The sequence below is a fragment of the Microbulbifer mixtoriginis (SeqCode) genome (assembly GCF_052467705.1).
Map to the genome: position 1 here is coordinate 2043415 of NZ_CP174322.1, position 24281 is coordinate 2067695.

At 44.1% G+C, this 24281-nt stretch carries 17 protein-coding genes; 7 read left to right on the forward strand and 10 right to left on the reverse strand.

What is annotated here, in order from left to right; genetic code table 11:
- Nucleotides 1–407: 407 nt before the first annotated feature.
- The 5 genes from ACJJIB_RS09185 to ACJJIB_RS09205 form a co-directional block, all read right to left on the reverse strand.
- Complete coding sequence (locus tag ACJJIB_RS09185) at nt 408–1433, reverse strand: hypothetical protein (RefSeq protein ID WP_444888631.1); 1026 nt, start codon at nt 1431–1433, stop codon at nt 408–410.
- Entirely contained in the window at nt 1430–2131 is a 702-nt protein-coding gene (locus ACJJIB_RS09190) for an OmpA/MotB family protein (protein ID WP_444888632.1), read from the reverse strand. Before ACJJIB_RS09190 ends, ACJJIB_RS09185 begins: the two co-directional genes overlap by 4 nt.
- Nucleotides 2124–3434 (reverse strand): MotA/TolQ/ExbB proton channel family protein, encoded by a 1311-nt coding sequence (locus tag ACJJIB_RS09195; protein WP_444888633.1) that lies wholly within the window; start codon nt 3432–3434, stop codon nt 2124–2126. The genes ACJJIB_RS09190 and ACJJIB_RS09195 overlap by 8 nt, the downstream gene beginning before the upstream one ends.
- Nucleotides 3434–4666 (reverse strand): class I SAM-dependent methyltransferase, encoded by a 1233-nt coding sequence (locus ACJJIB_RS09200; RefSeq protein WP_444888634.1) that lies wholly within the window; start codon nt 4664–4666, stop codon nt 3434–3436. The genes ACJJIB_RS09195 and ACJJIB_RS09200 overlap by 1 nt, the downstream gene beginning before the upstream one ends.
- A 71-nt stretch (nt 4667–4737) precedes the next feature.
- Nucleotides 4738–5352 (reverse strand): bactofilin family protein, encoded by a 615-nt coding sequence (locus ACJJIB_RS09205; protein ID WP_444885381.1) that lies wholly within the window; start codon nt 5350–5352, stop codon nt 4738–4740.
- A gap of 1108 nt (nt 5353–6460) precedes the next feature.
- Between ACJJIB_RS09205 and ACJJIB_RS09210 the strand changes: the two genes are divergently transcribed.
- Both ACJJIB_RS09210 and ACJJIB_RS09215 read left to right on the forward strand, forming a co-directional pair.
- Entirely contained in the window at nt 6461–7126 is a 666-nt protein-coding gene (locus tag ACJJIB_RS09210; protein WP_444888635.1) for a phytanoyl-CoA dioxygenase family protein, read from the forward strand.
- A gap of 539 nt (nt 7127–7665) precedes the next feature.
- Nucleotides 7666–8670 carry a hypothetical protein gene (locus ACJJIB_RS09215; RefSeq protein WP_444888636.1) on the forward strand — a complete coding sequence of 335 codons (1005 nt, stop codon included), beginning with the start codon at nt 7666–7668 and terminating at the stop codon, nt 8668–8670.
- A 187-nt stretch (nt 8671–8857) separates the two neighbouring features.
- Here ACJJIB_RS09215 and ACJJIB_RS09220 read toward each other — a convergent pair whose 3' ends face one another.
- The gene (locus tag ACJJIB_RS09220) at nt 8858–9301 is read right to left on the reverse strand and encodes a CopD family protein (protein WP_444888637.1); all 444 of its coding nucleotides are present in this window, start codon (nt 9299–9301) and stop codon (nt 8858–8860) included.
- A 651-nt stretch (nt 9302–9952) separates the two neighbouring features.
- On the opposite strand from ACJJIB_RS09220, the gene ACJJIB_RS09225 reads away from it, so the two are divergent.
- The 3 genes from ACJJIB_RS09225 (at nt 9953) to ACJJIB_RS09235 (ending at nt 17615) form a co-directional block, all read left to right on the forward strand.
- Nucleotides 9953–11809: a VCBS domain-containing protein gene (locus ACJJIB_RS09225; protein ID WP_444888638.1), complete on the forward strand. Its 1857-nt coding sequence runs from the start codon at nt 9953–9955 to the stop codon at nt 11807–11809.
- A gap of 268 nt (nt 11810–12077) precedes the next feature.
- On the forward strand, nt 12078–13049 hold the full coding sequence (locus tag ACJJIB_RS09230; RefSeq protein ID WP_444888639.1) for a DJ-1/PfpI family protein: 972 nt from the start codon (nt 12078–12080) through the stop codon (nt 13047–13049).
- Between the two features lie 1071 nt (nt 13050–14120).
- The gene (locus ACJJIB_RS09235; RefSeq protein WP_444888640.1) at nt 14121–17615 is read left to right on the forward strand and encodes a fascin domain-containing protein; all 3495 of its coding nucleotides are present in this window, start codon (nt 14121–14123) and stop codon (nt 17613–17615) included.
- 518 nt (nt 17616–18133) lie between these two features.
- On the opposite strand, the gene ACJJIB_RS09240 is transcribed toward ACJJIB_RS09235, so the two are convergent.
- The 4 genes from ACJJIB_RS09240 to ACJJIB_RS09255 all read right to left on the reverse strand — a co-directional run bounded on the left by ACJJIB_RS09240 (nt 18134) and on the right by ACJJIB_RS09255 (nt 22261).
- Nucleotides 18134–19609, reverse strand: a complete 1476-nt coding sequence (locus ACJJIB_RS09240) for a ricin-type beta-trefoil lectin domain protein (protein ID WP_444888641.1) — start codon at nt 19607–19609, stop codon at nt 18134–18136.
- 338 nt (nt 19610–19947) lie between these two features.
- Nucleotides 19948–20232, reverse strand: coding sequence for a 2TM domain-containing protein (locus ACJJIB_RS09245; protein WP_444888642.1), 285 nt, complete (start codon nt 20230–20232; stop codon nt 19948–19950).
- 190 nt (nt 20233–20422) lie between these two features.
- Nucleotides 20423–21052: a maleylacetoacetate isomerase gene (maiA, locus tag ACJJIB_RS09250; RefSeq protein ID WP_444888643.1), complete on the reverse strand. Its 630-nt coding sequence runs from the start codon at nt 21050–21052 to the stop codon at nt 20423–20425.
- A 75-nt stretch (nt 21053–21127) separates the two neighbouring features.
- Nucleotides 21128–22261 carry a homogentisate 1,2-dioxygenase gene (locus ACJJIB_RS09255; RefSeq protein ID WP_444888644.1) on the reverse strand — a complete coding sequence of 378 codons (1134 nt, stop codon included), beginning with the start codon at nt 22259–22261 and terminating at the stop codon, nt 21128–21130.
- 266 nt (nt 22262–22527) lie between these two features.
- On the opposite strand from ACJJIB_RS09255, the gene ACJJIB_RS09260 reads away from it, so the two are divergent.
- Complete coding sequence (locus ACJJIB_RS09260) at nt 22528–23028, forward strand: MarR family winged helix-turn-helix transcriptional regulator (protein WP_252085438.1); 501 nt, start codon at nt 22528–22530, stop codon at nt 23026–23028.
- Nucleotides 23029–23053: 25 nt separating this feature from the next.
- Complete coding sequence (locus ACJJIB_RS09265) at nt 23054–24244, forward strand: amino acid aminotransferase (RefSeq protein ID WP_444888645.1); 1191 nt, start codon at nt 23054–23056, stop codon at nt 24242–24244.
- Nucleotides 24245–24281 lie beyond the last annotated feature (37 nt).

Here is a 24281-nt window from a genome sequence, read left to right on the forward strand (position 1 = left end):
TTAAGTTCCTAAAAAGCATGTAATTGTGAGGGGGAAATCCTATGCAGAAAATTATTGGCGGTAATTTAAACCGTAATCATGATATTTGTAACCTTCCAATACCAAGAAGCTGCTTGTGCAAAGCTTGTAAAAGAGGTTGAGAGTATAAATAGGATAAAAAGCATTTGATAGAGTGTCTTTTAAAAATAATATCAAATAATTTATTTAAGTCATGCGTTTATAAAATTATTGGAAATAGTAAGTTGTTGATGGTCTGCTATATCTAAATCAAATAAGCCGCAGTAGGAAATACCTGCGTACAACTTTAAGAATCTTCTAGAATTTTTCTTATTGATAGATTTTGAGAGTGAGGAAGCCGGATGTTTGTAAAAGCCAGCTGCCCGAAGGCAGCACTATGGAGTAATTGCTCAGCCTAAGCCCAGTTCTTGCTCAATCTGGGCTTTGCGCCAAACGGAATAGTGAGAAGGCAGTTTTGCATCTTTGGTGTTATCAGCAATGATGGCACGTTTCATACTGGGCCAGGATAAAACGGCTAAAATTTTCGGAGCGATCACCTGAAAGACCTTGGGCGGCCCCATCAGAGTTTTCAGTTTCTGGATCAGCGGAAGCCAAGAGGCGGGAACTACTTGCTCGGCGATTGCCCAGGATGCTTGGGGTTCACTACCCAACTGTTTGGTAAGGGATTCGTAGCGCAGGGTTGCTGCACGCAGCGCTGCTTGAGGGGGTGCCACTAATACAGTACGAGCTCTCCGCTCGGCGCAAAGAAGGCAAATTTCTCTGGGGAGACTACTGAGTTCAGCAAGCTTAGGGTTAATCGCCCAGCCGTTGGCATTAATATGGCACTGACAAATTGAGCAGGAATACCTCGGGGGTTCAGTGGTGAATAGTGCAGTCACTTTTTGTGGGCGTTCACCGTTGCGCCAGAAGAGTGGGTATTTTTCAAAAATTGCACCGGCAAAGTATCGTGCGTAAATTAACCAATCGATAGCGGTAACATTACCAAAGCGGTCTTTGTGCAGTAAATCTGGAATATCCAAACTATAAAGGTGGCGCAAGCAGTGCGGACAAGGCTTTAGGTTGTCTCGCGGAAAGGACTTTTGTACGGCGGCGAAGTCGCTGCTCGCCCAGAGAGGCCCTTGGTAATTACTTACTGAAGGGCATTTGGGAGAAATATGGACCTGCCCAAAAGAATCTTCCTGTGTTGAGGGTGAATACTCAAGACCAAATACAAATACTGGGATGCCCCGGTAGCGCCAACCGCAAGAAAGTATATCGAGGTCTGAATAGTCCAGCTGAATACCTAAACGAATGGCGCTCGCCAAGCTATTTCGACTCGGCTTGCAAATAGTTAAAGGCTTCTGTTCGGGATTGAGAAGATTTTGAGAGCTTTGCCTTTGACGCTTATGAATAGGCTGCAAGTCGGTTAGTTTCACAGGGCCTCCTCAAGAATCTGCAAAATGTGGCTTTCAGAGTCTCGCACTACTCGGAATGCTACGCGACGAGAGCGATCTGGATCCTCAATACCATTGTTATTGAGGACTGGGCGGGCGGATGAATAACCTACGGCTGCAACTTTTGCACGTACTAAAACGGCTTGATTTGGGGGTAGTAGCGAGTGGGCATATTGCATTACCGCCCGTGACCGCTGCTGAGAAAGACGTAAGTTATGAAAATACCCCTCCTCTGGCGCCGACTGCTCACCCCACTCAGAACTTGTGTGACCTTCAATTTGTATTGCAGCAATGGAATTCATATAGGGGGTCAGTGCAGCAATATAGCGGGGCACAAATGAGGACATAATTTCACGCGCATTGTCACTCAAAGTAAAATCCCCAGTCTTGAACAGCGCATCACTATTGTTAAAAGAGATAGCTAGGGTCTGTTTATCCAGAGAGGCTCCCCAGCGAGTAAGGTCGCGGGAGAATTCCTGTTGCAAAGTTTGATAAATCGCCAGCTGTGTATCGCGATAGGACTCGGCAAGTTCTCGAATTTTGGCTCGTTCATCTATTAGGGAACGCATCACGAAGACGGCAATACAGAGAAAGACCATCATTAGGCCGGCCATCATGTCAGATAGGCTGATCCATTGGCTTTCACTGGATTCACTGTTGGAGTGAGCGCTCTCAAACATGCTCCTCTCCGGCGGCCTGTTTCACTTGATTGTCAATTCTTTTCATTTGCTGGATTAACTGGCGAAAATCCCGTGAAAACTCACCGCTCAAGGTACCTAGGGCATCACCCATCGCAGCCATTACACTCTCAACTTCGCTATGTAAACGTTGATCCAGTAACTCATACTGGCGCTTGATGCTTACGTCTGCATTGGTCAAATCACGAGTGATCACTTGGGATAATTCAGTAATCATCTGTTGATGGGTCTTGGCAATAAGCTGTGCAAGCTCAACCATTGATTCACGATGGCTGTTTGCAGTCTCTTGTATAATGTTGGAAAAATGGTTGGGGTCGATATTATTCAGGACATCGGCAAGAGCAACGACCTTATTCGTCCTCTGTTCAAAGACTTTCGCCTGGGTTTCACTCAGGGATATTAGATGTTGAACTTGAGTGCCTAACTGCTGATTCGCTTTTTCGATTCCCTGGGTAATCGACTCAAACTTGGGTGCGATATCCGGAATAGATTTTTGTAGTATTTCAATGGATGCCTGCTGTTCATTAAGCATGACAGAGATTTGTTCGGAGTGAGTGCGCTGCTGTTCAACCAGCGAAGGAATAACGTTAAAGATTTTCGGTAATTCAGTAATACGTTGATGTAACTGTAGAAGATTCTCCTGCGCACCGTTAATTTCAATCAGTAGAGATGTAGTTTGCTCACGGTAGATTGCAGCAAGCTCGGCGTGTTGCTCATGCTGATCGATTAATGCTTGCAAGGCAGGGGATACGGCCTCCAGCTGCTGAATAAACTGCTGTAAGTTATCACCCATTTGTGCGTTCAGCCCCTGATTAAACTTCTCCACAACTGAAGTTAGTGACTGCAGAACCTCTTCACTAATACTGTGTTGAAACTTTGCCAAATCCTGGCGCTGGTGATTGATCGCTTGCAAAATATCATCTGCAGTGGCTTTGGCTGGCTGATCTTTGCTGAATATTTGGAAGATAGTGCGCAAGACCAATGAGAGGAAAAGGCCTAAGATGCTAGTCATAAAGGCGGTTTCCAGACCTTGCATAAGTTCTGAAATTGAGGTGTCGATATCAGCAAGGTCAAAACCATAGATACCAAGAATAATACCGATAAAGGTACCCAGAATTCCAAGAGCGGTCAGTAGAGAAGGCGTTTCTTTTACGAAGCGTGGAAACTTGCCAAATGGGTAAAGGGTCAAGGCTATAGTGCCAAGGGCAAGCATAACTATAAGAAAGGTGTCTGTTACCTGCTCAGGAGATAACTTAGTCAACCAGTGGTAGAAAAACTGGGTCATTATTGATCCTTTACAACTTTCTGCATTGTTATTTCGTGATAAAAGGGCCCGTTGGGTATTCTTCCAGTGCCCTGACTTAGAACTTTCATTTGTGGTAGTGCTTTCACTACATCGGTAATAGTGCGGAACTTTGCCTGCTTATTTCCAGCTGCTTGGATATAGGTTCCAACAAGGCCTGATGGCTGAATCTCGAAAACACCACAATTAACCGGAAGTCGCTCTTGCTTGAACAACAGAAAATGCATCACAGCGCCATTGCTGAGATACTGATATAGCGCATGGGTGATTAACTGAATTTGTTCAGTGGAAAAGAAATTCAGAAGATCCCAGAGTAAAATACAATCCAGGTTTTCAGGCAGGGTGGCCTGTCGTAATGCTGCCTGTACCGCGCTATCAAAGGGTACCTTGCGGCTACATTGCCAGAGAATTGCAGAATAGAGATCGGAAATAAATAGTTCACCCACTTCTCGCTGGAGGTGCTGCATATTCCTACCAGCTTTTTTCCCTACATCCAGAGCTTTACTGACGGGAGAGCGCTTGGCGTGCATTAATGCTTGATCAAGTGCTGTCAAAGGGATTTCGGTAAGGCTTGTTTGTCTAAAAGCGGAAATTGCAGCTGAGGTTCCCCCCGCACGTATAGCGTTTTGTGACTTTACATTACCGTATTCAAACATCAGCTCAATAAGGTCTTTACGCATGCCTTTTCTATGCAGGAGAGAGGAGCGCAGAGAAAAGTTACCCATGGTTTTCATCAGATTGAGCGAAGAGTATCGGTATGTAGGTAATGGCTCCGGCAGTGCTAGGGGGGATGAGTTAAAAGTGAAGCCGGACAAACGCTTGAAGTCAGCGGGGGCTTTAGGCATTGTGCCGGTGTACAGCATTGTGTGGAAGACAGTGCCAGCTTTTAAGTGAGGTCGGATTTCCTCAATTAATTGGGCAATAAGCTCGGGTTCCATAAAGTTGAACAGGTCCCAGCAGAGCACGACATCAAGTTTTACCCGTTGTGGCTTTCTGGTCAGGTGTTCAGTTAACTTTATAGTTCGTGTCTGCAGGTCAAATGAGTGGATTTCAAGTAGCAGGCTACGTAAATCCTCAATAAATGTCTGGCAGGACAGTTCCAAAAAGGTTTGTGTAGTGCCAAATGAGAGGCACCCCAAATCCAGTACTTTACCACCTGGTTGAACCACCTCGTCCACCAAGGCGGCAATACCAAACGAATGATGCTGCAACATACTTTCACACCAAAAGCTAGAGCCCCGGCAATAGCCGGGGCTCGTATGGAGGATTAACTGAGGAAGTTAACTCAGCTCTCCACTGTTTCCTCTTCAGTCTCCTTGGTACCGAACAGATAGTCGCTGGTATCGGATAGACGGGATGAATCACTCGCAGTTGAGCTGCTAGAAGTGTAGGAGGCGTTGTTCTGGGAGCGGTTTGCTGGCTTGTCTTCCGTTGCCGGCAGATCTGGGTGCACCAATCGGTCTGAGAATTCCTTGTGGCGTTCTTTCATTTCGGAGTCGGTATCTACCATATCCATAGAGCCACGGAACTTACCACCGTCGTCGAGTTTGATTCGAGGGGCAATCAGGTTGCCGTTTACCTGGGCAGTATTTCTGATCTCAATTAACTCATCGGCAAGTGCGTCGCCGTCCAGTGTGCCTTCAACAACAATATTTTTTGCATGGATGTTTGCAGTAACTGCACCGCCGGTACCAACAGAAAGGTTGTGACCAACCATAATTACAGTACCGTCTACGGTGCCTTCTACATGAAGATCTTCGGTGCCAATCAGCTCACCGCGAAAATTGATACCCTCACCAAGCACTGATTTGGCGCCTGAATTCGAGAGAGATGATTGCTGTTCACCAGCGCTCATGCCTGCTAGAAAAGGTGTGGAGTCATTACTTTTGTCAGTGCTCATCTAAATAAATCTCTTCGTTGTGGAAAAAGTCAGCGTTAAAACTCTTGTAGCCAGGCCCTCGGCTGAAGTCTTATCCGTAAGCCAGGTAATACATTGAGTCGAAAAATTACGAAAGCTCAATGCGGGAACCGTAATCTCTCGATGGCAAAAGATATATGTTCATTTTTTCACAGAAACATGGATATCATTACGCAAATATTTTCTACTATTAAGCCATCTTTATCTCTTATCCATGCTCTTGGCATTGGAGAATTTGGCTGAATACACATTTCATTCAGCAAGAAAAAGTACGTACATATGGTTTCACCTGTACATAAATCTCTGGTAGATTTTTCATACCTACTCTTAGTAGCTTCAACTTTTTCACAGGCGGTTTGTGCCAGGCTAGAAAATTAATTTAGGCCAGTATGGGAGCATGACAACAGTGAGCACACCAAGTAATTTACAAAACTGAACCCGCAACTTTTAACTGTACAAAAATAGTCCTACTACCTAATTCTAGTGACGATGAATTGCTGGGATTGCTCGACATAACGTCACATTCTTACATTTACATTAAGGTGTAATTTGTAAGTAAATATTTACTTTTTGTTGTGGAGGGCATACTGCTTATTATCTGCTGATGGGTATTGAGTTCTACTGGGCATACATCAATATAGATTGAGTTGTTACTACCTTACAGCGCGAAAGCCACCGTAAAACGGCTCGGCAATCAATCAAGCTGACCTCGACTTGAATGGGCTGAATTTAGCACGGATTCCACGTTAAAAGTGTGACATAGAGCACTTTTTCCCAGCCCTGACCTGGCTTGCAGTTGCTTTGGTGTTCTAAGTGCAGCAGCGTCCGTGCCATATGCTATTAAGGAGTGTATTGCTGGGTAGGTAATATGAAGCGTGGAACAATTCCTCATGTATTATGAGCTGACAAAGATGATCTTATGAATCTAAACCACAAAATACGGATAGTGTCTATGCGTAAATGGGGAAAGCCTAAACGAAAGTTTCCGGAAATAAAAATTCCAGCTAGAAAACACTTTCTGGTCGGTAATATTTCGCTCATTGGGTGCGCTGTACATAAAATCTGGACTCTTTTTTGTGGTTATTAAATAATGATCGATTTGGAAAAAGGTTATTCCTTAATTAATGACATCTTTCCGGAAGGCCCGCTTGAGGTTCTTCAAAATGAGTTTGCAGATTTAAAGCTCGCTAGGGGGACGGGAGGCATACGCAATGTAGAGAAAAAGTATAGCTCTATAGCGGCCTTGGCTACATCGGACCTGATTGTAAATTTAGCGCAGAAGTACTTAATTCAGCGCCCTCGATTGGTAAGGGGTATCCTATTTGATAAAAATGAAAAATGTAACTGGCTTGTTACTTGGCATCAGGATAAGACTGTAGCGGTCTCTTCAAAATTTACTAAGTCTGGATGGGGCCCCTGGAGTGTTAAGGATAGCGTTCACCATGTGCAGCCTCCACTACATGTTCTTAAGCAAATGATTACGATCCGTATTCATCTGGATGACACTGATACTAATAATGGCTGCTTAAAGCTTATTCCTGGCAGCCATCAACATGGAATTTTGAAGAAAGATGAAATATATCAATATGTTAAAGAACATAATCCAGTTGCCTGTGAGGCAAAATCCGGTTCTGCACTAATTATGTATCCTCATATTCTTCATGCTTCAGATAGAGCTTTATTCCCTAGGCGTCGCAGAGTGATACACTTGGAATATAGTTGCTATGAGTTGCCAGCTGGGGTTACTTGGGCATAGTGCAACTAGATTCAGTTTTCAGTAATGATGTACGAGTTAACGCCCATTACACTACCTTGCTATCAATTAAGATGTTCGTGCTGTATGTTACGATCGAAATTAAAGCATGAAAGGTCGTGTGGCGTTACCTGTCGTGGCGCGGTCCACTGCTTTTGCTTTCTTCTTGAGATCGGGTAAAAAATATAATAATTTACATGATGTTCAGGTGTTCTGAAGGGTTGGTCGGCGATCATGTTTTCCTAAATAAGTCGATGATATTTTAGTTGTTTCGGCTAATTTAAGGGCGGTTTAAGTGTTGGAAATTACTGTTGACTGCTTATCAATTTGTTGTTTAGGCCTTTCCTGTTGTTGTGTTTTTTTGTCTTGGATTTGATCTTTTCTTATTTGAAAATTTAAGATTTGTTTTTTTTTGGTTTCTCTGTTTGGCGACTTTTCGTCTGTTAAAATCATCTGCGGTCAGATAAGGGGTTAGTTTATTTGATTGAATGGAGGGTTTTACCTTCTAAATATAAGAATGATCATATTGAAAATGGTGAAAAATGAATAATCAAATAATAAGGCTTTTAGCTTGCTGGGTGTTCCTTTTGGGCTCTATTCAGGCTAAGGCATTTGAGCCAAAATCAGATTTATCGGTGAGCTTGGAGCGTGTCCGCTACTGTCAAAACTTTTGGTGTACCCAGCAAGCTACTCAATCTGAGTATCTAGCTTGGGAGCAAGAAGGTGTCAGTAATACTCATCAATTATACACTCAGATTGCAAGAGTGCGGCAGCCAGAACGAGAAGATGTGCGAAATTTGGTGTTTATTGCAGCTGGGCAACAGCCTCCGGGATACGGTTCTGAAAGTGCGGTAACAGGACAAGGGGATAACTTTAAAAGAAACTGTGGTATCTCAGAAGAATCCTGTTCTAGAAGCATAGATGGCCGCTCGCTTGCCCGGCAGGTTTTAGATTCAGAGTATTTTCCAGCAGATGACACCTTCTTTGCCGTAGCTTTTGATGCACAATTTAACTATATGGTGAATAGTAGTGAGAAATCGCGTATAGAAAGTGCCTACCTTAATTGGTTAAAGTCAAAAGCTTATGTATCAAACCTAGAAACCATCTACTTGGCGGGATCATCCAGAGGGGGCTGTTTAGCAATGCGCTTGGCAAAGGCTCTGCGTAATGATCCGGACTTTCGTAGCATTCGAACTATTGTTCATAGTTTTGATGGAGTCTGTAAATGGGATCAGAATGAAATGGGAGTAACTTCTTCTTTTTTTCGCAACCCCGAAAACTCAACTTATTTGAGCTACTATACTGATCTCAATGCTCAGTTCCCCTATAAAGACAATTTATACATCCGTCAACTGGCAGGCGGTGACGAAGTTATCGAATTTACAGGGGTGCACTCTTTTGTCTATGCAGCAGAAGATATCAATCTAGGTTGGTATGCTCAAAGTTGGGTCAATTTGGATCATATTACTATTGATCGAGATATGTACCCAGCTGTGAGAGATCAAACCGTGGTACCCTTTTTAAAGCATTTAGAAGAAGTTTTTTAATTCGTTACTTTGATTTTAATTAATCTAAAATTCAATATTTGCATGTCTAATTGATTGAGTGTTAGGGCTGCTGTTAAGCAGCCCTCATTAACTAGTTAAGCTTTTATTCTGTGGAGTTCCAATAAGTAAGTGATTAACTGTACTAACGCCGGGTAGTGGGTCAGTTGCTGAGCCAATAAATGATAGTTTAATATAGCCAGCCTGTTCTGAAGGAAATTCCTACGTAAACGAATAGAGCGGAGAGAAGTGTTACTGGAATTATATGATAAGCGAGAGGTTTTAGGTTTCTGGTGGAAAGATGCGGAATAATCCTGAGTCTTGCGTCAATAGCAAGAAGGAATGTACAGCCCAATATGATTAGCTTATATGAAATAAGTCTCGAAACCGGATTCGAGAAGTTAAACCACTGGGATATATCGGGCAAGAGATTGAAAGCTAGATAGATGCCAGAAATAATCTGTACAAGAAGGGCAGGGATGCCAATTTTTTCATAGCTGCTTTCGAACCTTGAGATAAATTCAATATCCTGACTTCTTAGGGCGGAAGGGAGGATTGTACATGCCAGCACCAGATGCCCCCCAGTCCAAATAGTTGCACCTAGCAAATGCAAAAAAAGTACTACCTCGTACATCTTTATCCCTTTTCTGGTCCTTTTAAGCACTATATCTATAAATGCGATTAGTGCCCACTAATTTCTTAGGTTGGTAAGCTGAATATTGTTGACGTGTCACTTGTGAGATTGTTTCAATTAATATGAGATGGTGATTGATATAAATCAAGAGGATACACTGGATCAGATGGTATTAGTTTACTGCCTCCTAATTAAACAGTGCCGAGATCCTATGTATTTTGTGTATTAGTACTTGAAAAATTCTCACCCCCACTTTACTCGATAATTACCTTAACCTGGCTCGGGTCCTTATCTATTGCTAGAGGCTCTTAATTCAATGCTAATAGATTTTTAATGTTAAAAATGAAGCCGGTTTAAGCTCGATAAATTACTTAAGTTTTTTAGTGAGTCTGATCGGCCCGCAAAGATATGTGTTGCGAGGACTACTTACTGTAGGGCTACTTGTAATGAGTCAAAACTAAGAAATCCTTACTTGGCTCCCAATAGTTGATAAATGATGCCTAAAAAAGGAAAAAGTCAATTGTTCGCAATTTGGAAACTCCAGGTACTCAATATAGAAACAATAATGTTTAACCTAGTTCACAAAATAGAAAAAGAATGTTCTTATAATTTTGTTCCAAAATAAGTGTGATTGAATCTGTAGAGAACAATATGAACAAGCTCTCTAAGCTTCTTATGGTTACTGTTTTGTCCGTTTTCATAGTTGCCTGTAGCGGTGGTGGTTCTAGTGACAGCAAAAACAATAATCCAGAGGTAACTAACAATGGTGGTAATGCTGGGCCCAACCCAGGTCCAGGCTCAGATCCAGGCTCAGATCCAGGCTCAGATCCAGGCTCAGATCCAGGCTCAGATCCAGACCCAAATCATGGGGTCATTAGTGGTGGGGAAGGTTACGTTAGTGAAGATAATGTAAAGTCTGCTACTGGCATACTGATTGATAGTACAAACCCAAATAGAATTTTTGAGGAAGTTAATGAGTGGGGGAAATACGGTCGCCTGCAAGTTCTCTCAGATGGCACCTGGACATATACTTTGGATAGTAATCTTTCCGATCCACTAGGTGCTAATGAGCTTGCTACAGATGAGTTTTCAATTGCTGTGGGAGCTGGAGATAACTTTACAGTGATTGTTATCGAAGTAACAGGTGCTGATGATGCCTATACTTTCGAACCAGACTCGCCCCTGGCGACATTAATTGTAGGGAGCAGGGAAAGTGCCAATGGCATTTTGTCGCTGCATGATGTGGATGGTAATGCGCCGAGCTTTTCAGAGAAAAATATAGAAAGCACTTATGGTAATTTTAACATTGCCAGTAGTGGTGATTGGGAATATATCCTTAATGATAAGGCGGATAGTATAAAAAGTGGTGACTCAGTAAAAGATACTATTAATTTCCAGTTAACAGATGGTGCTCAACAATCTGTTACATTTTCTATAGTAACTAAAGACCCCAATGGGTCTGGCTCTTTTGAGCTTTCACTGGATCAAAAACGGGCAATGCTCGATAGGCATAATCATTTTCGTCAGCGGTGTGCCAGTGGTCAATCTGGAGAAGGAGAAGGACCTAAAACTGCCGGAAATATGCAAACTCTTTTTTGGGATGATGCCTTGGCTAAGATGGCGAAGGAGCGGGCATCGGCCTGCTTCTATGGACATCTAGGCGACTCTGCAGGTATTAGAGATTCTTTTGATAAAGTAAAAAGTGAAGTATCTTTTGTGTTGCCCGAGGGTTACGTTGAAATTGGTGAGAATGTAGCCATTTATTTTATCAACCCCCCAGCATCTCAATATGATGGCGAGCAATGGGCTGGAGCAGTTCAGGCTTGGTATGATGAGAGCTATGCTTATAATTGGGAGACTGGGCAATGTCACGATGACACCTGTGGGCACTGGGCTCAAGTTTGCTATGGGGAAACTCGTTATGTTGGATGTGCGGTTCAAGAGTGTGATAGGATCAATGGTGTTGATAATCCTGCATATAATGATGGCGCACATGTCGCAGTCTGTAATTATTTCCCCGCAGTCGATAAGTCTGTGTTGCCTTTTGTAGATAATTTTGGGTTTGAAAACTGCAGAACTTGCCTCAATTATGATATGCCTTTTTGTGCAGATAATATGTGCACTGGCGGAATAGCAAAAAATTGGAATGCATCAGGTAAAACCGACAAAAATATTGATCAGTGTACTGATGGCTTAGGCAGAGATATTGTACCTTGCAAGTATGGAGATCATCCTCCACCCGCTAAGGTTAGTGGCTTTAAATATAGGATAGATGGAATGCAAGTGTTTCTCTCCTGGAATCACACTATTGAAAATGGTGGTGTGCTCCATTACGAGTTATCACGTGATGACGACTTGCTTTTAAAAACACGAGAACCTTCATACAAAGATTCAGATTCAGATTTAGAGTTGGGGAAAAACTACCGCTATAAAGTCATTGCGGTGGATCATTCTGGTAGAAAAAGCCAAGAGCCCGCCTTCCTTGATGTTACGATAAGTAATAATTAGGTGCTTTATAAGCAGATTTTAAATACGACTAATGAGTTAATGGAAGGGAAATACGGATATGTCCATCGAAAAGGCCATTATCGACACTGCTGCTAATAAAGCATAATCAAACAGGCTGCCCCTAGTAAATTTGCACGCTAATATAGTACCTGGTATGGATTTCCTAACTGCCAATAGCCTATTCTAGATAGGTGCAATTCGCTTTTGTGGGGCGCAACCTAAAATAAATAGGTTTTCTAACCTCAATAATAAATAGTTGGATTTTATTTTGAAAAAAATATTATATATCTTCGTGGCTGTTCTTTTAAGTTTAAATGCCTATGCTAGCAATGGAAAAGTGCTTGTTGTCGTTTCAGCAGCTGACCATTTGACCCTAAGAAATGGTGGTGTAGTCGAATCTGGGTATTTTGTGAGTGAGCTATCAGAAACCTTGAGGCAGCTGGAAGCTAATGGGTATGAATTTGATATTGCCACACCAAAAGGGAAAACTCCTGTAATTGATGGTTTTGGCTTGCAAATGTATTTTTATAAAGCATCAGTGGTATCAAATTGGCCTCAGTATGCTTTAAACCCTAAGATAAAAGCCGAGGAGGAGCGCTTAAAAGATATCGCTACAGCAACGAAATATTTCGGTAGGCTCAAGTTTGCTAATCGTTACGCAAATGACGAAGTATCTGCTTTTCTAGATGATGTTGAATACATAATGGAGCAGCAGCAACTTACTGAAAAACCTTTGCTCTCGCTGGAGTCATTGACACAATCAAAATCTTTAGAAAAATATGATGGAATCTATATCCCGGGAGGTCATGCGCCAAAAATAGATCTTCTGTTTAGCGAAGAGCTGGGTAGTATCTTAACATATTTCCATGAAACCCAAAAGCCGACTGCTATAATTTGCCATGCTCCGATAGTGTTGTTGACAGCAATGGAAGGTATCTATAATCCATTTATCCCCTTAAGTGAAGAACAAAAAAATAACTTCATTTACAAAGGATACAACATTACACTGGGTAACAAGTCTGAAGAGTTAATTCTTGAGAACTTTCTTTATTTAAAAGGCAGTCGCCTAGAGTATTACGTTGCAGAAAAAGCAAGAGAGGCTGGCCTTAAAGTAAGTAATTTTCGTGTACCCTCAATGTCGCAAGTAATCGAAGACAGAGAGCTGGTCACTGGAGCGAATCCGTCCTCGGTTTATTCTCTGGCGGATAAATTTATTTATAAGTTGCAAAAAAGGCAGTAGCTTAGCCAGTAAGCGCAGTTCATTAGCATAGGAGGAATCACGATGTACCTAAAGTGGAGTGATCTCCTTTAAAACGTTTCTGAGTAATTTCTTAACTTGAAGGTTACAGATGTTAAGCGCAACTCTTGTGGGTGGACATTGCCTAGCAAGACCTAATAACTGTAGCCTTCAAGACCTGTCCTCTGGGATAAGGCTGCTACATACAAACCTGCCTGATTTCAAGGAAAAATTATTTCTTTAGAAAGAGCTCATCCCGGCCGGAATTTCCTGAAATTGATTTACGACAGCTTGGTATTTTCTTTCTGTTCGGAAGTAGATAATTTTTCGTATCATTATCATCCATTTAAGTATTATAAAAAGCTACAAAGCCTCAAAGTTGCCGGGTTGCTAAGAAGTGATTCCTTTCGGTTATTTTATTAGATCTTAAACTTGAAACCTAGATAATAAGTCACTTTGTTATCCCCGCAATTCGAATTATAAAGCCCGCAGCTATTGTTTTGTAAATTTTGTAAAGGGCTGCGACCATTCCGATGACTACCATTTGCAGCCTTTGCGACCCGTAAAGACATTGCGGAATTATGAGCGGACCTCCTTGATCTTCAATCTTTCTAATGTCGCTTTTAATAAGTTTAATTCTATTTAATGGCGCAAGTCTGCAGATGAATTCCTGACAGGTTGATTTATTGTTCGTTAATTAGAAACCGGTTGTTGTGAAATTTGAAACAATAATCTATCGTCAGTTTCTTACTTTAAAAGATTCAATCCGTTTTATTTTTATGTATATTGTTGCTTTTGTACCAATATTATTTTTAATAGTAGGATGAAATTATTTATTTTCTGTTTTGTTTGTGAGGTTTGAGCTGGTCGGATTAAATTAATATCATTTTTGCGCCATTTAGGGTCTCTTTAGTTTTTATATCCTTTGCATCTGAGTTTAGAGTTTATTTTTTGGGGAATGTATTGCTTTATTGGTAATTAACATTGCCATTGATTGTTTTAATTTTGTGTTAAGGGTGGGAGATCTTGCTCGGCATATCCTTTTATCAAAAAAATTAAATTTTGGATTTAGTTATGAATTTTAAGAGAGCCGGCCTGTATATCGTGTATATCATGCTCCTATCTAGCTTAATCATGCCAACATACGCTCATGCAGGCATATGGGATAATTTCACAAGCTGGATTGCTGAAATCTGGGATAAAGTTGAAGAGAGTGCTGAAGAAACTATCGAAGATGTAGTCACTACAGTAGAAGATGCCGCAACTGCCTCTGTAGGATTCTTAGTAGACACTGGTGAATGGCTATATGATGGCCTGACAAATTCAGTTGAGGGGTCACTTGATTTTTTCTTTGGGGTAGCTGATAACTCAGTTACCGCACTAAACTATTTTGGTCTTGATGTCGATATATCTGATTGGTTTAGCACGGGGCCCCGAAACTCTGAAGATGGCGCACAGCCGTGGACTTTAGCAGACTACGATACTGGATCATACCCAGCCTATCTAGCAGCCTTCCGTGAGCGCCAGGCGGCCTATATAGAGCGAGTTTTCGATTCAGCGAGAGAGGAGCCAAATAATGACCACATGGTTCTCAGGGCTTATCTCGGTTTGCCCTTGGATAGGGCAGCATTGGCTCAGCGATTAACAGAACTTTTCACTCCGGGTAAGCATGCTTATAAAAATCCAGACATGCAGTTGATTCTATATATTCGTGTGTTGGCGGAGAGTGATGAGTACGATGACTTGATTCTAAATGAAATTAATAAGCTCCCTTATTGGCAGGACGAAGACACCGAGCGAGTACGTGTGTATACCTCTGAAAATCATGTGCTTATGTGGCTTTCCACTAGCTGGTTGTTATGGGAAATGGAGGGATGGAATATTGGGGGCGGGCCACAGAAAATCAAAGAGCGCCTTATACGTTATTTAGAAGTTAAAAAACGTTATGGTGTTTATGAGTCTACTTCAAATACCTATAGTGGATTTTCGATATCCGCGCTATTAAATCTTTACGACTATGCCAAGGATCAGGAGATTAAGGAGCTAGCCGGGGAGGTCGCATTAATATTTCTCAATGATATAGCTATGGTGACAAATGATCTTGGCGCTGCAACGGCTGCAGATTCAAGGTCCTATGGGGGGAGTTATGGAGGAGTAAACACTATGAAAAATAGCTTCTCAGAGTATATGGCTTTAGTCACCGGCATGGGTCCACAGGCATTTACCGCTGGTAACCATATAGATATATTTGCCATGACTAGCCTTGATGCTAGCAGTGTTGCTTATAATCGTCTGGAAAAACTAAATGGCGAGGTCAATATCAGCTATTACTCAGGCCACCCCATCACTGAGGTGGATTCGGTATGGGCAGGTCTAGATTTGCAAGATAAGATTATTTTTTCCCAATCTGCTGGTGCCTATGCTCATCCTGAACTGACTGATGAAATGTTGGAATACTACCTGACGCCTGTTGCCGGATTAAATTTCTTCTTTGAAGATATTATCGTGGAATCTAATCTAGCAGACGATTTGGTTGATATGTCTGGAGTCCTGCTTACGGAGACCAGTGCGCCTTTTACTACCAGTTCTGTAATTTCAGAAAAAACCTTGGATCTCTATCGCCATGGTGTAGTGCAGTTGAGCTCTTACCAAGATTACCATGCGGGCAATGCCGGTTGGCAACAACAGCCTTGGGTTGCCACAACCGGCACGCTTCAGGTTACCACGCGTTCAGGAGCGGGAAATGGTGGTTGGAAAGCTGGTGGCCAGAATATGATGAATACGAACTTGCCCTATATTAAGCAAAACAAGAATGTGGCTCTGGTATTGTACAAGCCGGCTATGGAGTTGCGCTTTATGGATGGCGTAGGTAACGCCACGGATTTTCTACCGATTGATGACTTTGTTACGGAATCAGTTAATTTAACTTGGCCAGCTGATAAGTTTGATGAAACATCCAGCTTCAATAACTGGTTATTTGCAAGAGAAGGGGAAGGTTACGTAGCTGTCTATCGTCATTGCCAGGATACAAAAACCTTTATAGATCACGGAAAAACTATACAGATTTACAGCTGCAATGACGATGAGCAGGTTTGGGCAACCGTTGTTGGTAATACTCAGACTCATGGAGATTTTAGTAATTTTATATTCACAGTTTCACAAGCCAAGATCCAGAGCAAGTGGCATTGGAGTTGGGCAGAAAAGCGACATGTATGGGAAACTACTCTTGAGGTAGACGGAAAAACACTGGGTTACAGCTGGGAAGCCAATGTCGATGATTTAACCGATCAGGAAATGTGGAATCTGGCGGGTGCCAATAGCTCATCTACCATAGAAACGGCATCTGTGCGCGGTTACCAGGTAAATGATGTAACTAGTAATTTGACTCCTACAGGCCAAGGTAACTGTGAAAGCTCCAATGATATTCTTCTACATCAAAATGTGAGCTACCATGGTTCTGATCCAATTATTTCACGAATATCGGAAGACGCTAACGGCGAGTGCTTTCTGCTGAATGTGGAGGAGCAATCTTTGGATACTGAAACTGACCACGGCGGTGAGCAAATCGATGTGGTGCATTTTCAGAATCGACGTTTTGTTGGAGGGGAAGCGGATAAAGTCTATGCCGTAGACCATGAGTGGACCACAGTTCAGCTGGATTTTAGCTATACCAACCCTGTGGTATTCACTTCTGTCATTGGTATCGCCGGTCCCGACCCTATTACGACTGAAATTCGCAATATAACCTCCAATAGTTTTGAGGTTCGGGTAGCAGAATTTTCATGGAATGATGGTGTTCACTTGCCTGAAACTCTGCATTATGTGGTGATGGAAGCGGGCACTTATACAACAGCTAATGGCGCTGAAATTCATGTGAATGCTGTATTGCTGGGAGATAATCTAACTGGTACCCCTGAGTTTCAAACCGTAGGTATTGATTTACAGGATTACCTCCTAGTGAGCCAAGTGCAAGGCAAGAATATGAATGAAACAATTGGTACTCGTATCAAGGATAAACAAACAGGTTCTTTTGACATTAGTTTAATGGTGCAAGAGGCCCACAAAGAAAAAGGAGAAAATCTGAAAGCCGTAGTGGGTTATATAGCTATTGGTAAACCCGCGGTTAAATCTATGAAAATTGCTTTAAGGGGCCACCATGGTAAATATTTGACCGCAACTAATAATGGTGGTAGTGGGCAAACAGTCAATGCCAATGCTTCAACAATCGGAAGCCATGAGACTATTATTCTCAGCGGTAATAGCAACCAGCAGGGCTGCTTTGTCAATGGTGACGATGTGTGGCTGCAAACCACCGATGGTTATTATTATGGTGCCCAAGAATGGGGAGCACTTGATGTAGCCGTTTCTGCCAGATATAGCTGGGAAACATTTAAATTAATTAATCATACGGACAGAACAGGCTGTTTGGAGGATGGTGATCGGATCTCCTTGTTCAATGTCCGACATGGTAACTATATTGTTGCTGAAGAAAACGGTGGTGCAAATGCAAATCGCAAGAATCTTGACATATGGGAGATGTTTACTGTACATAACTTGATCATTCATTAAGCAATACGAAATGGGCACCTCAACTTGATGTGGTGGGGTGCCTTAATTGATTATGAAGAATCTCTCTCTGGGTTGGATTTTTGCACTCAAACTAAACGAGCCCTTCATATAGGAGGGCTTACTTGAGTAAGAATTCCTATACGAGGACAGCTAGTCTGAACTTATGAATTTCTTAATTTCCAAACTTGAATGCCGACTACACCTTGTATTGGTATGGAAGGTAAGGCTTCCACTTCTCCATTTTCATTAAGGATATTTCGGAGCTTATCTTTACCTATGAAAGCCGGATAGCTGCAGGTGATGGCACCTTCGGTGACTGGAGGCAGTGTGAAGCTGGCGAACTGAACTAACTACTGATTTAATTGGGTATGTTAAGAAATTTCTGCATACCAGGGTTAATAGGCATTTATACGGTAAGGCTGTCGATCTTTGATCAATCTTAAGACCGACGCCTTTACTAACTGCAACAATACTCTTCTTTATACTTGACTCCTGAGAGTCTGAATAAAAAGTAATACTTAAAAGCTTGTTTGTTTCCATTCATTCACAGCATTCAGGGAAAATTTCTGACCAGTGTCACTACTGTTGCACTTATAAATTTGAAGTTGTTCTCCATTATCGGCACTTGCCCCTGGTGTATCAATACAGTATTGCCAATCTTTGTCGCGATTTTGAATAATACCGCTTTCCTGTACCTGCCATTTTTCTGAATTGCCACCATCGCAATCCCACAGGTGCATTTTATCACCATTGTCTGCAGAACCTGAGTTGTAGTCGACACAGTATTTATTGTTGCCTTTAGGTCTTAACTGTCCCTCAGCGGTGTAGACAAACTGCTGTTCGTTGCTCGAGTTGCAGTTGGCCAAGGTCAGGTTGGAGCCATTGCCATAGCCTTGAGAAACATTCATACAGAGATTTGGGTTTTGAATGGACTGGATACGAAAATAACCAGGTAGGCTTTTTCGCACACCGACAAAGGGAATAGCTTGGCCGGTATAGCTGGGCGTGTCATTGACGGTATTTGGGTCCATGCCAATAGCGCTAGCGCCGTGTGCAACAGCGATATAGGAATAGCCAAAATCTGTATTGCTGAAGTCGCCAGAGCTGCTCCATAAATGCATCAATTGTTTACTGTTGGCCGCTTCATTGGCTGTTATTTGGTAGTGATCACCGGCTTTTACATTACCGCAAAATATCTTCTGGGAGCTGCTGGAATCCATGGAGTCGATATTGCCAGAAAACTCTTCAGGATCGGCAGTATCTACATCAGGGCAGAGGAAGGCATGTAATGGGTAGTTATCCAGTGCCGATTCCATACGATTATTGACGTTGCCACTCTGGCCACCGGTAAACATGACCAGGACTTTCTTATTCTGCGATTGCAGCTCGCCCAAAGTAGGCCAACCTATATTCTTTAGGGTGTTTCGATAGTTGGAGGAGGGGGAGCTTGCCTGTAGATGTGCTAGTAAGTCCTGGTAGCTGAATTGCAAATCGCCTAAGTGTTGCTTGATATATTGATCCAACACATAGATCTCATCGGCATACCAGGCAGCGAACCAATTACTGTCTGGCTTCATATCAATATATAGCATTAGCGGTGCATTGAGTTCGTTGTTATCAAGCCATGCCTTGATGTCGTCAAGGCAATGAACCAGTCGATCATTGTCACCATTACTACGACACATATGATTGCCGATATCACTCTGGCCGTGGGCTACATAGGGCCCATGATTACTGCCCTGCCAGGGACCGTGGTCAACGACATCCAGCTCCAACGAGCGAAAGCCCTTATCCAGCCAATCCGTAAGAGTTTCTTCAGTTGCAAGGCGCTCATAACTGTTGTGAGGTTGGAGGTAGTAGAGTTGGTCGATACGGTGATCATCTTGAGGGGGCTCCGCTGTTAATTGCGGTGTAGAAGCGATGCTTGCTTGTGGGCTTGCACAAAAAAATAAGAGTAGGGGAAATAAAAATGAAAAACTAACTTTATTTGGCATAAGGATATCCATTTTGACTGTTATTATAAGGTTGCCCTAACTGATAGGGCGGCAATATTAGTATGGGTGTGTGAAAATGATATGACATCTAATATGGTGTTATATTTTTATGAGGTTGACCATGATTTTCGATTTTTATTTAAAAGCATTATTCTAGAGCACAGACTGTGCGTTTGGATTCTTCAGCGACTAGTGGGTTAAATTTAGCAAGCCTGCTCTCTCGAGGCGTTAATAAATAAAGAGCGCCTGCACTGATTGAAATGGTTTGTAGATCTTTTACAAAGGTGTACACGGAGGAGAGTGTAACCAGGCTTGAAGTGGTAAGGCTGTGTCTTGACTTAAGGCTTCTTTTTTAATCTTTTCTCTACCTGCTTTTTCTCCCACTCAGGCCCAAACAATGTAAAAGGTTTAAAAGTTCTCAAAGCGTGGGAGGCGATTCCGATGCCCCAACCAAGGGCTGCCCAGAGAGACCAAAGGTACTCTGGGGTGAGGGTTAAATTAGCTATTAAAAGTCCAGCAATCACTATCAAATAAGTAATTAGGTGTTGGTAAAAGCCTTTGAGCTTTCTTACATGCTCGATGGCTTCCTTCTCTCTTGCAGAAGTTGCTTTCTCAGGCTGCATTTTTTGATCTCAGTGATAGATACTGCGGTGGTTATATTTTATTGCTTATGTGCAGAATATTAACCACTGCGCGCTGTGGTGGGCAAGTGTAAAGGCTGGGATAACAGTTGAGTTTTGTTAAGAATGTTATGACTGGATATTCATGCAAGCCAAAGCCCGGAGAAGCCGGGCTCTGGTTTATTTAAATAGACTATACAGTGCTATCGGGCTGTTTTTCGGGGTGAGCATCAATAAAGGCCGTTAATTCGTTACAGGCCTGGGTGATCTTTTGTATTTTGGGGTACTGATTCATATCCATACCAAAACGCTCGGCGTTATACACCTGCGGCAGTAAGCAGCACTCAAAAAGCCCGGGGGTGTCACCAGCGGCAAAAGGCGCGGGTTCTAGCTGCTTCTCCAGGGCGGCAAATCCCAAGTGAATCCAGTGCTGAATCCACTGAATTTTCTGCTCTTCAGTCACTTTGAATTCAGAAATCAGATATTTGAGCACGCGGAGGTTTTGCAGGGGTTGGATATCACTGGCAATGCTTTGTGCCAGGGCTCGAACATGGGCGCGGGCCTCGGCATCTTTGGGTAAGAGCGCTGGCTCTGGGTGAGTTTCTTCCAACCACTCCAAAATAGCCATAGATTGAGTGAGGCTGATGTCCCCGTCATTGAGCGTTGGCAGAAGCCCCTGGGGGTTTAGCTGGCGATACTCCTCGCTGTGTTGATCGCCTTTCACTAGATTGACTGGGAGATAGTTATAGCTCAGGCCTTTTAAATTAAGCCCAATACGCACTCGGTAGCTTGCGGAGGAGCGGAAGTATCCGTAAAGGTCCATTCTCTTTCCTTTATTGTCAGTCATTATGGTGGCGGCTGGGAAAGCTGCCGATTTATTTATTAATTCTTTCCCCTGTTACTGTGGCGTTTTCCAGGAGTTCACGTAATCCTCAAACTCTATCGCCTCGGCATCCGGCAGTATATCCCATGGGGTGCGGCTATCGATCATGACCGCCACTTCATCGGTTGCCTTGCGAGCATGTTTTGCGCCGGTGGCAAATGCCTTTGGATGGGGCCCGTGGGTGAATCCCATGGGGTGCAATGTGAGCATGCCGGGGTGAATATTATCTCGGCTGAAAAAATTACCACGGTGGTAAAAGATAAGCTCATCGTAATCGTCATTACTGTGAAAAAACGGCACTTTTAGAGCGCCGGGATCACTCTCAATGGGGCGCGGCACAAAAGTGGCTACGACAAAGCCCGGGCCCACAAAAGTGGTGTGCGCAGAGGGGGGCAGATGGTAGCGATGACTCATTACTGGGCGAATATCTCTCCAGTTGATTCTTACAGCGAGGTTGTCACCGGTCCAACCAGTGGCATCTAGCGGGTTAAATGGGTAGGTGATCTTGGAGAGTTGTTGGCGTGCCTTCACCACTACCTGCCACTGGGTGTCTCCCTGTTGGGCGAGAAAGGCTTCGTCGATGCTCGGCACATCCAGGATTGCCTCGTCAAAGATAGCATTGGGGCCGAGAACCCCCTTCTCTGGGAGCTGGAAATGCCCACCGCTTGCCTCGATCAGCAGTAATTCCAGGGGCTCGTTTTCGGTGGGGGAGAGTCTCCACATGGTCCCGCGCGGTAGGAGTATATAGTCACCATCGCGGATACTCAGCCGGCCAAAATCACAGAACAGCTTCCCACTGCCGTTATGGACGAAGAGAAGTTGGTCGCCATCGGCATTGCGTATTAAATGGTCCATGGGTTCCCGGCAAATCCATAGGCCCACCAAGCTATTTTCATTGCGCAGAAGGGGTTTCTGGTCCCAGGGGCTATCGCCTGAATGTTGCAGTTTGGTGCTATCGAAGGCGTGTGGTCGCAGTGGGCCTGTGAATTGGCTCCAGCCTGTGGGGGGATGGCTATGGTAGAAATGCGTACAGGGGCCAAAAAAGCCCTCCTTGCCCATTTCCCTCTCAAAGGTATTGGCCGGGAAATCTGCATGGGCCTGTCGGCTGGTCTTCCCTTCAACGCGGGGAAAGCGAATCCACTTGTTCATGGGCGGCCTCGCATCTTGCTCGCAGGGCGGCTGGCGGAACATTGATCAACTCGATGGACTGCCACGCATGTTTTTTGCGTTTAACCGGCAGACTGGTAACAAAAATGGCGCTGAAAACCCTATACTGTGCGACCAATTTTGTCCGGTGCTCCAGGATGTTGCTGCGCAACATTCGCGCGCGCAGTGGTTACAATTGAAACCAATGTTAGTTAAATTGGACATCTGGTACAACCGGGGTTCGAAGATAGGCAGGTGTGAGAGCAGCCATGACCAATGACCACAATTCGCCGGATGCGGCGGTAAAGCAGGATGAGTTGCGCCTGGAGAAGTTCTTGCCATATCGCCTTTCGGTGCTCTCGAACCGCGTGAGTAACGCCATCTCTCAAGCGTATGGTGCGCGCTTCCATCTCACCATTCCCGCCTGGCGGGTGATGGCCATTCTCGGGCGCTTTCCCGATCTTTCCGCCGCTGAGCTGGTGGAGCAGACAGCCATGGATAAAGTGGCCATTAGCCGCGCTGTTTCCTCTCTACTTAAGAATGATTACATCACTCGCAGTGAAGACCCTGCGGATCGCCGTCGTCAGGTGTTGAACCTGTCTGAGCTGGGGAGTGAGGTGTATGCGCGCATAGTGCCGCTCGCGCAGCAGTATGAAAATGATTTGATTGCCTCGCTCTCCTCTGAGGAGCGGGAGCAACTGGATGGCATTATCGAAAAACTGATGGTTCGCGCTAAGGAGTGGTCCGAGCGCGGCTTGATAGACCAATAAATAGGATAAATAAAGGAGTTTTCAAATGTTTGAGCATTTAAGCAGCCTACCGCCAGACCCAATTCTCGGCCTGCTGGCCAGCTACCGTGCGGATGAAAACCCCAGCAAAATTGACCTTGGGGTAGGGGTCTACAAGGATGAGGCCGGCCACACTGCCGTTTTACAGGCGGTAAAAGAGGCAGAGACTCGCTTACTGCAAAGCGAGGAAACCAAAGCCTATATTGGCCCTGCGGGTACCCCAGGGTTCAATTCGGTGATGCAGGAGCTGATACTGGGCGCTGGCCATCCGGCCATGATTGGAGGCCGAGTGCGCTCAGCGCAAACCCCCGGTGGATGTGGAGCCCTGCGCGCTCTGGCAGAGCTGATCAATCGCGCCAAGGCTGGGGCCACGGTTTGGGTGAGCGATCCTACCTGGGCGAACCATGTTCCGCTTCTTGGTAACGCTGGCCTCAACATCAAGAGTTACCCTTATTACGACCGCGCTACCAGCAGCTTGCAGTTCGACAAAATGGTGGAGACCCTAAAGAACGTGGGTGAGGGTGATGTGGTTCTGTTCCACGCCTGCTGCCACAACCCCTGTGGTGCGGATCTTTCTCGCGAGCAGTGGAAAGTACTGGCTGAAATGGCGCAAAAACAGGGCTTCACCCCATTTATCGATATGGCCTACCAGGGCTTTGGCGAAAGCTTGGAAGACGATGCCTATGGTCTGCGCCTGATGGCTGAATCTGTGCCCGAGATGTTAGTGGCAGCCTCCTGTTCTAAAAACTTCGGCCTCTACCGTGAGCGTGTAGGCCTGGCGATGGTGATCTATGCCAACGGTGAGAGCGCTGATAAAGGCCATAGCCAGATGCTGAGTGCCATTCGTGGGAACTATTCCATGCCACCTTCCCACGGTGCAGCGATTGTGGAATCTATCCTTACAGATGCAGGCCTTAAAGCGAACTGGGAAGCGGAATTGACCGAGATGCGTGAACGTATCAACGGGCTACGCGCCGGTTTGGTAGAAGGCTTGGCCGCTGCCGGAGCTGCTGGTGATTTCGGCTTTATACGCCAGCAGAAAGGCATGTTCTCCTTCCTGGGCATTAGTCCAGAGCAGGTGCAGCAGCTGCAGAAGGACTATTCCATCTATATGGTGGACTCCAGCCGCATCAGTATTGCCGGTTTGAGCTCCAACAATATGGAATACTTCTGCAAGGCAGTTGCCAGCGTGCTGTAAATTCGGCACATTTGGGGGTGAGCGTATTGCTCACCCT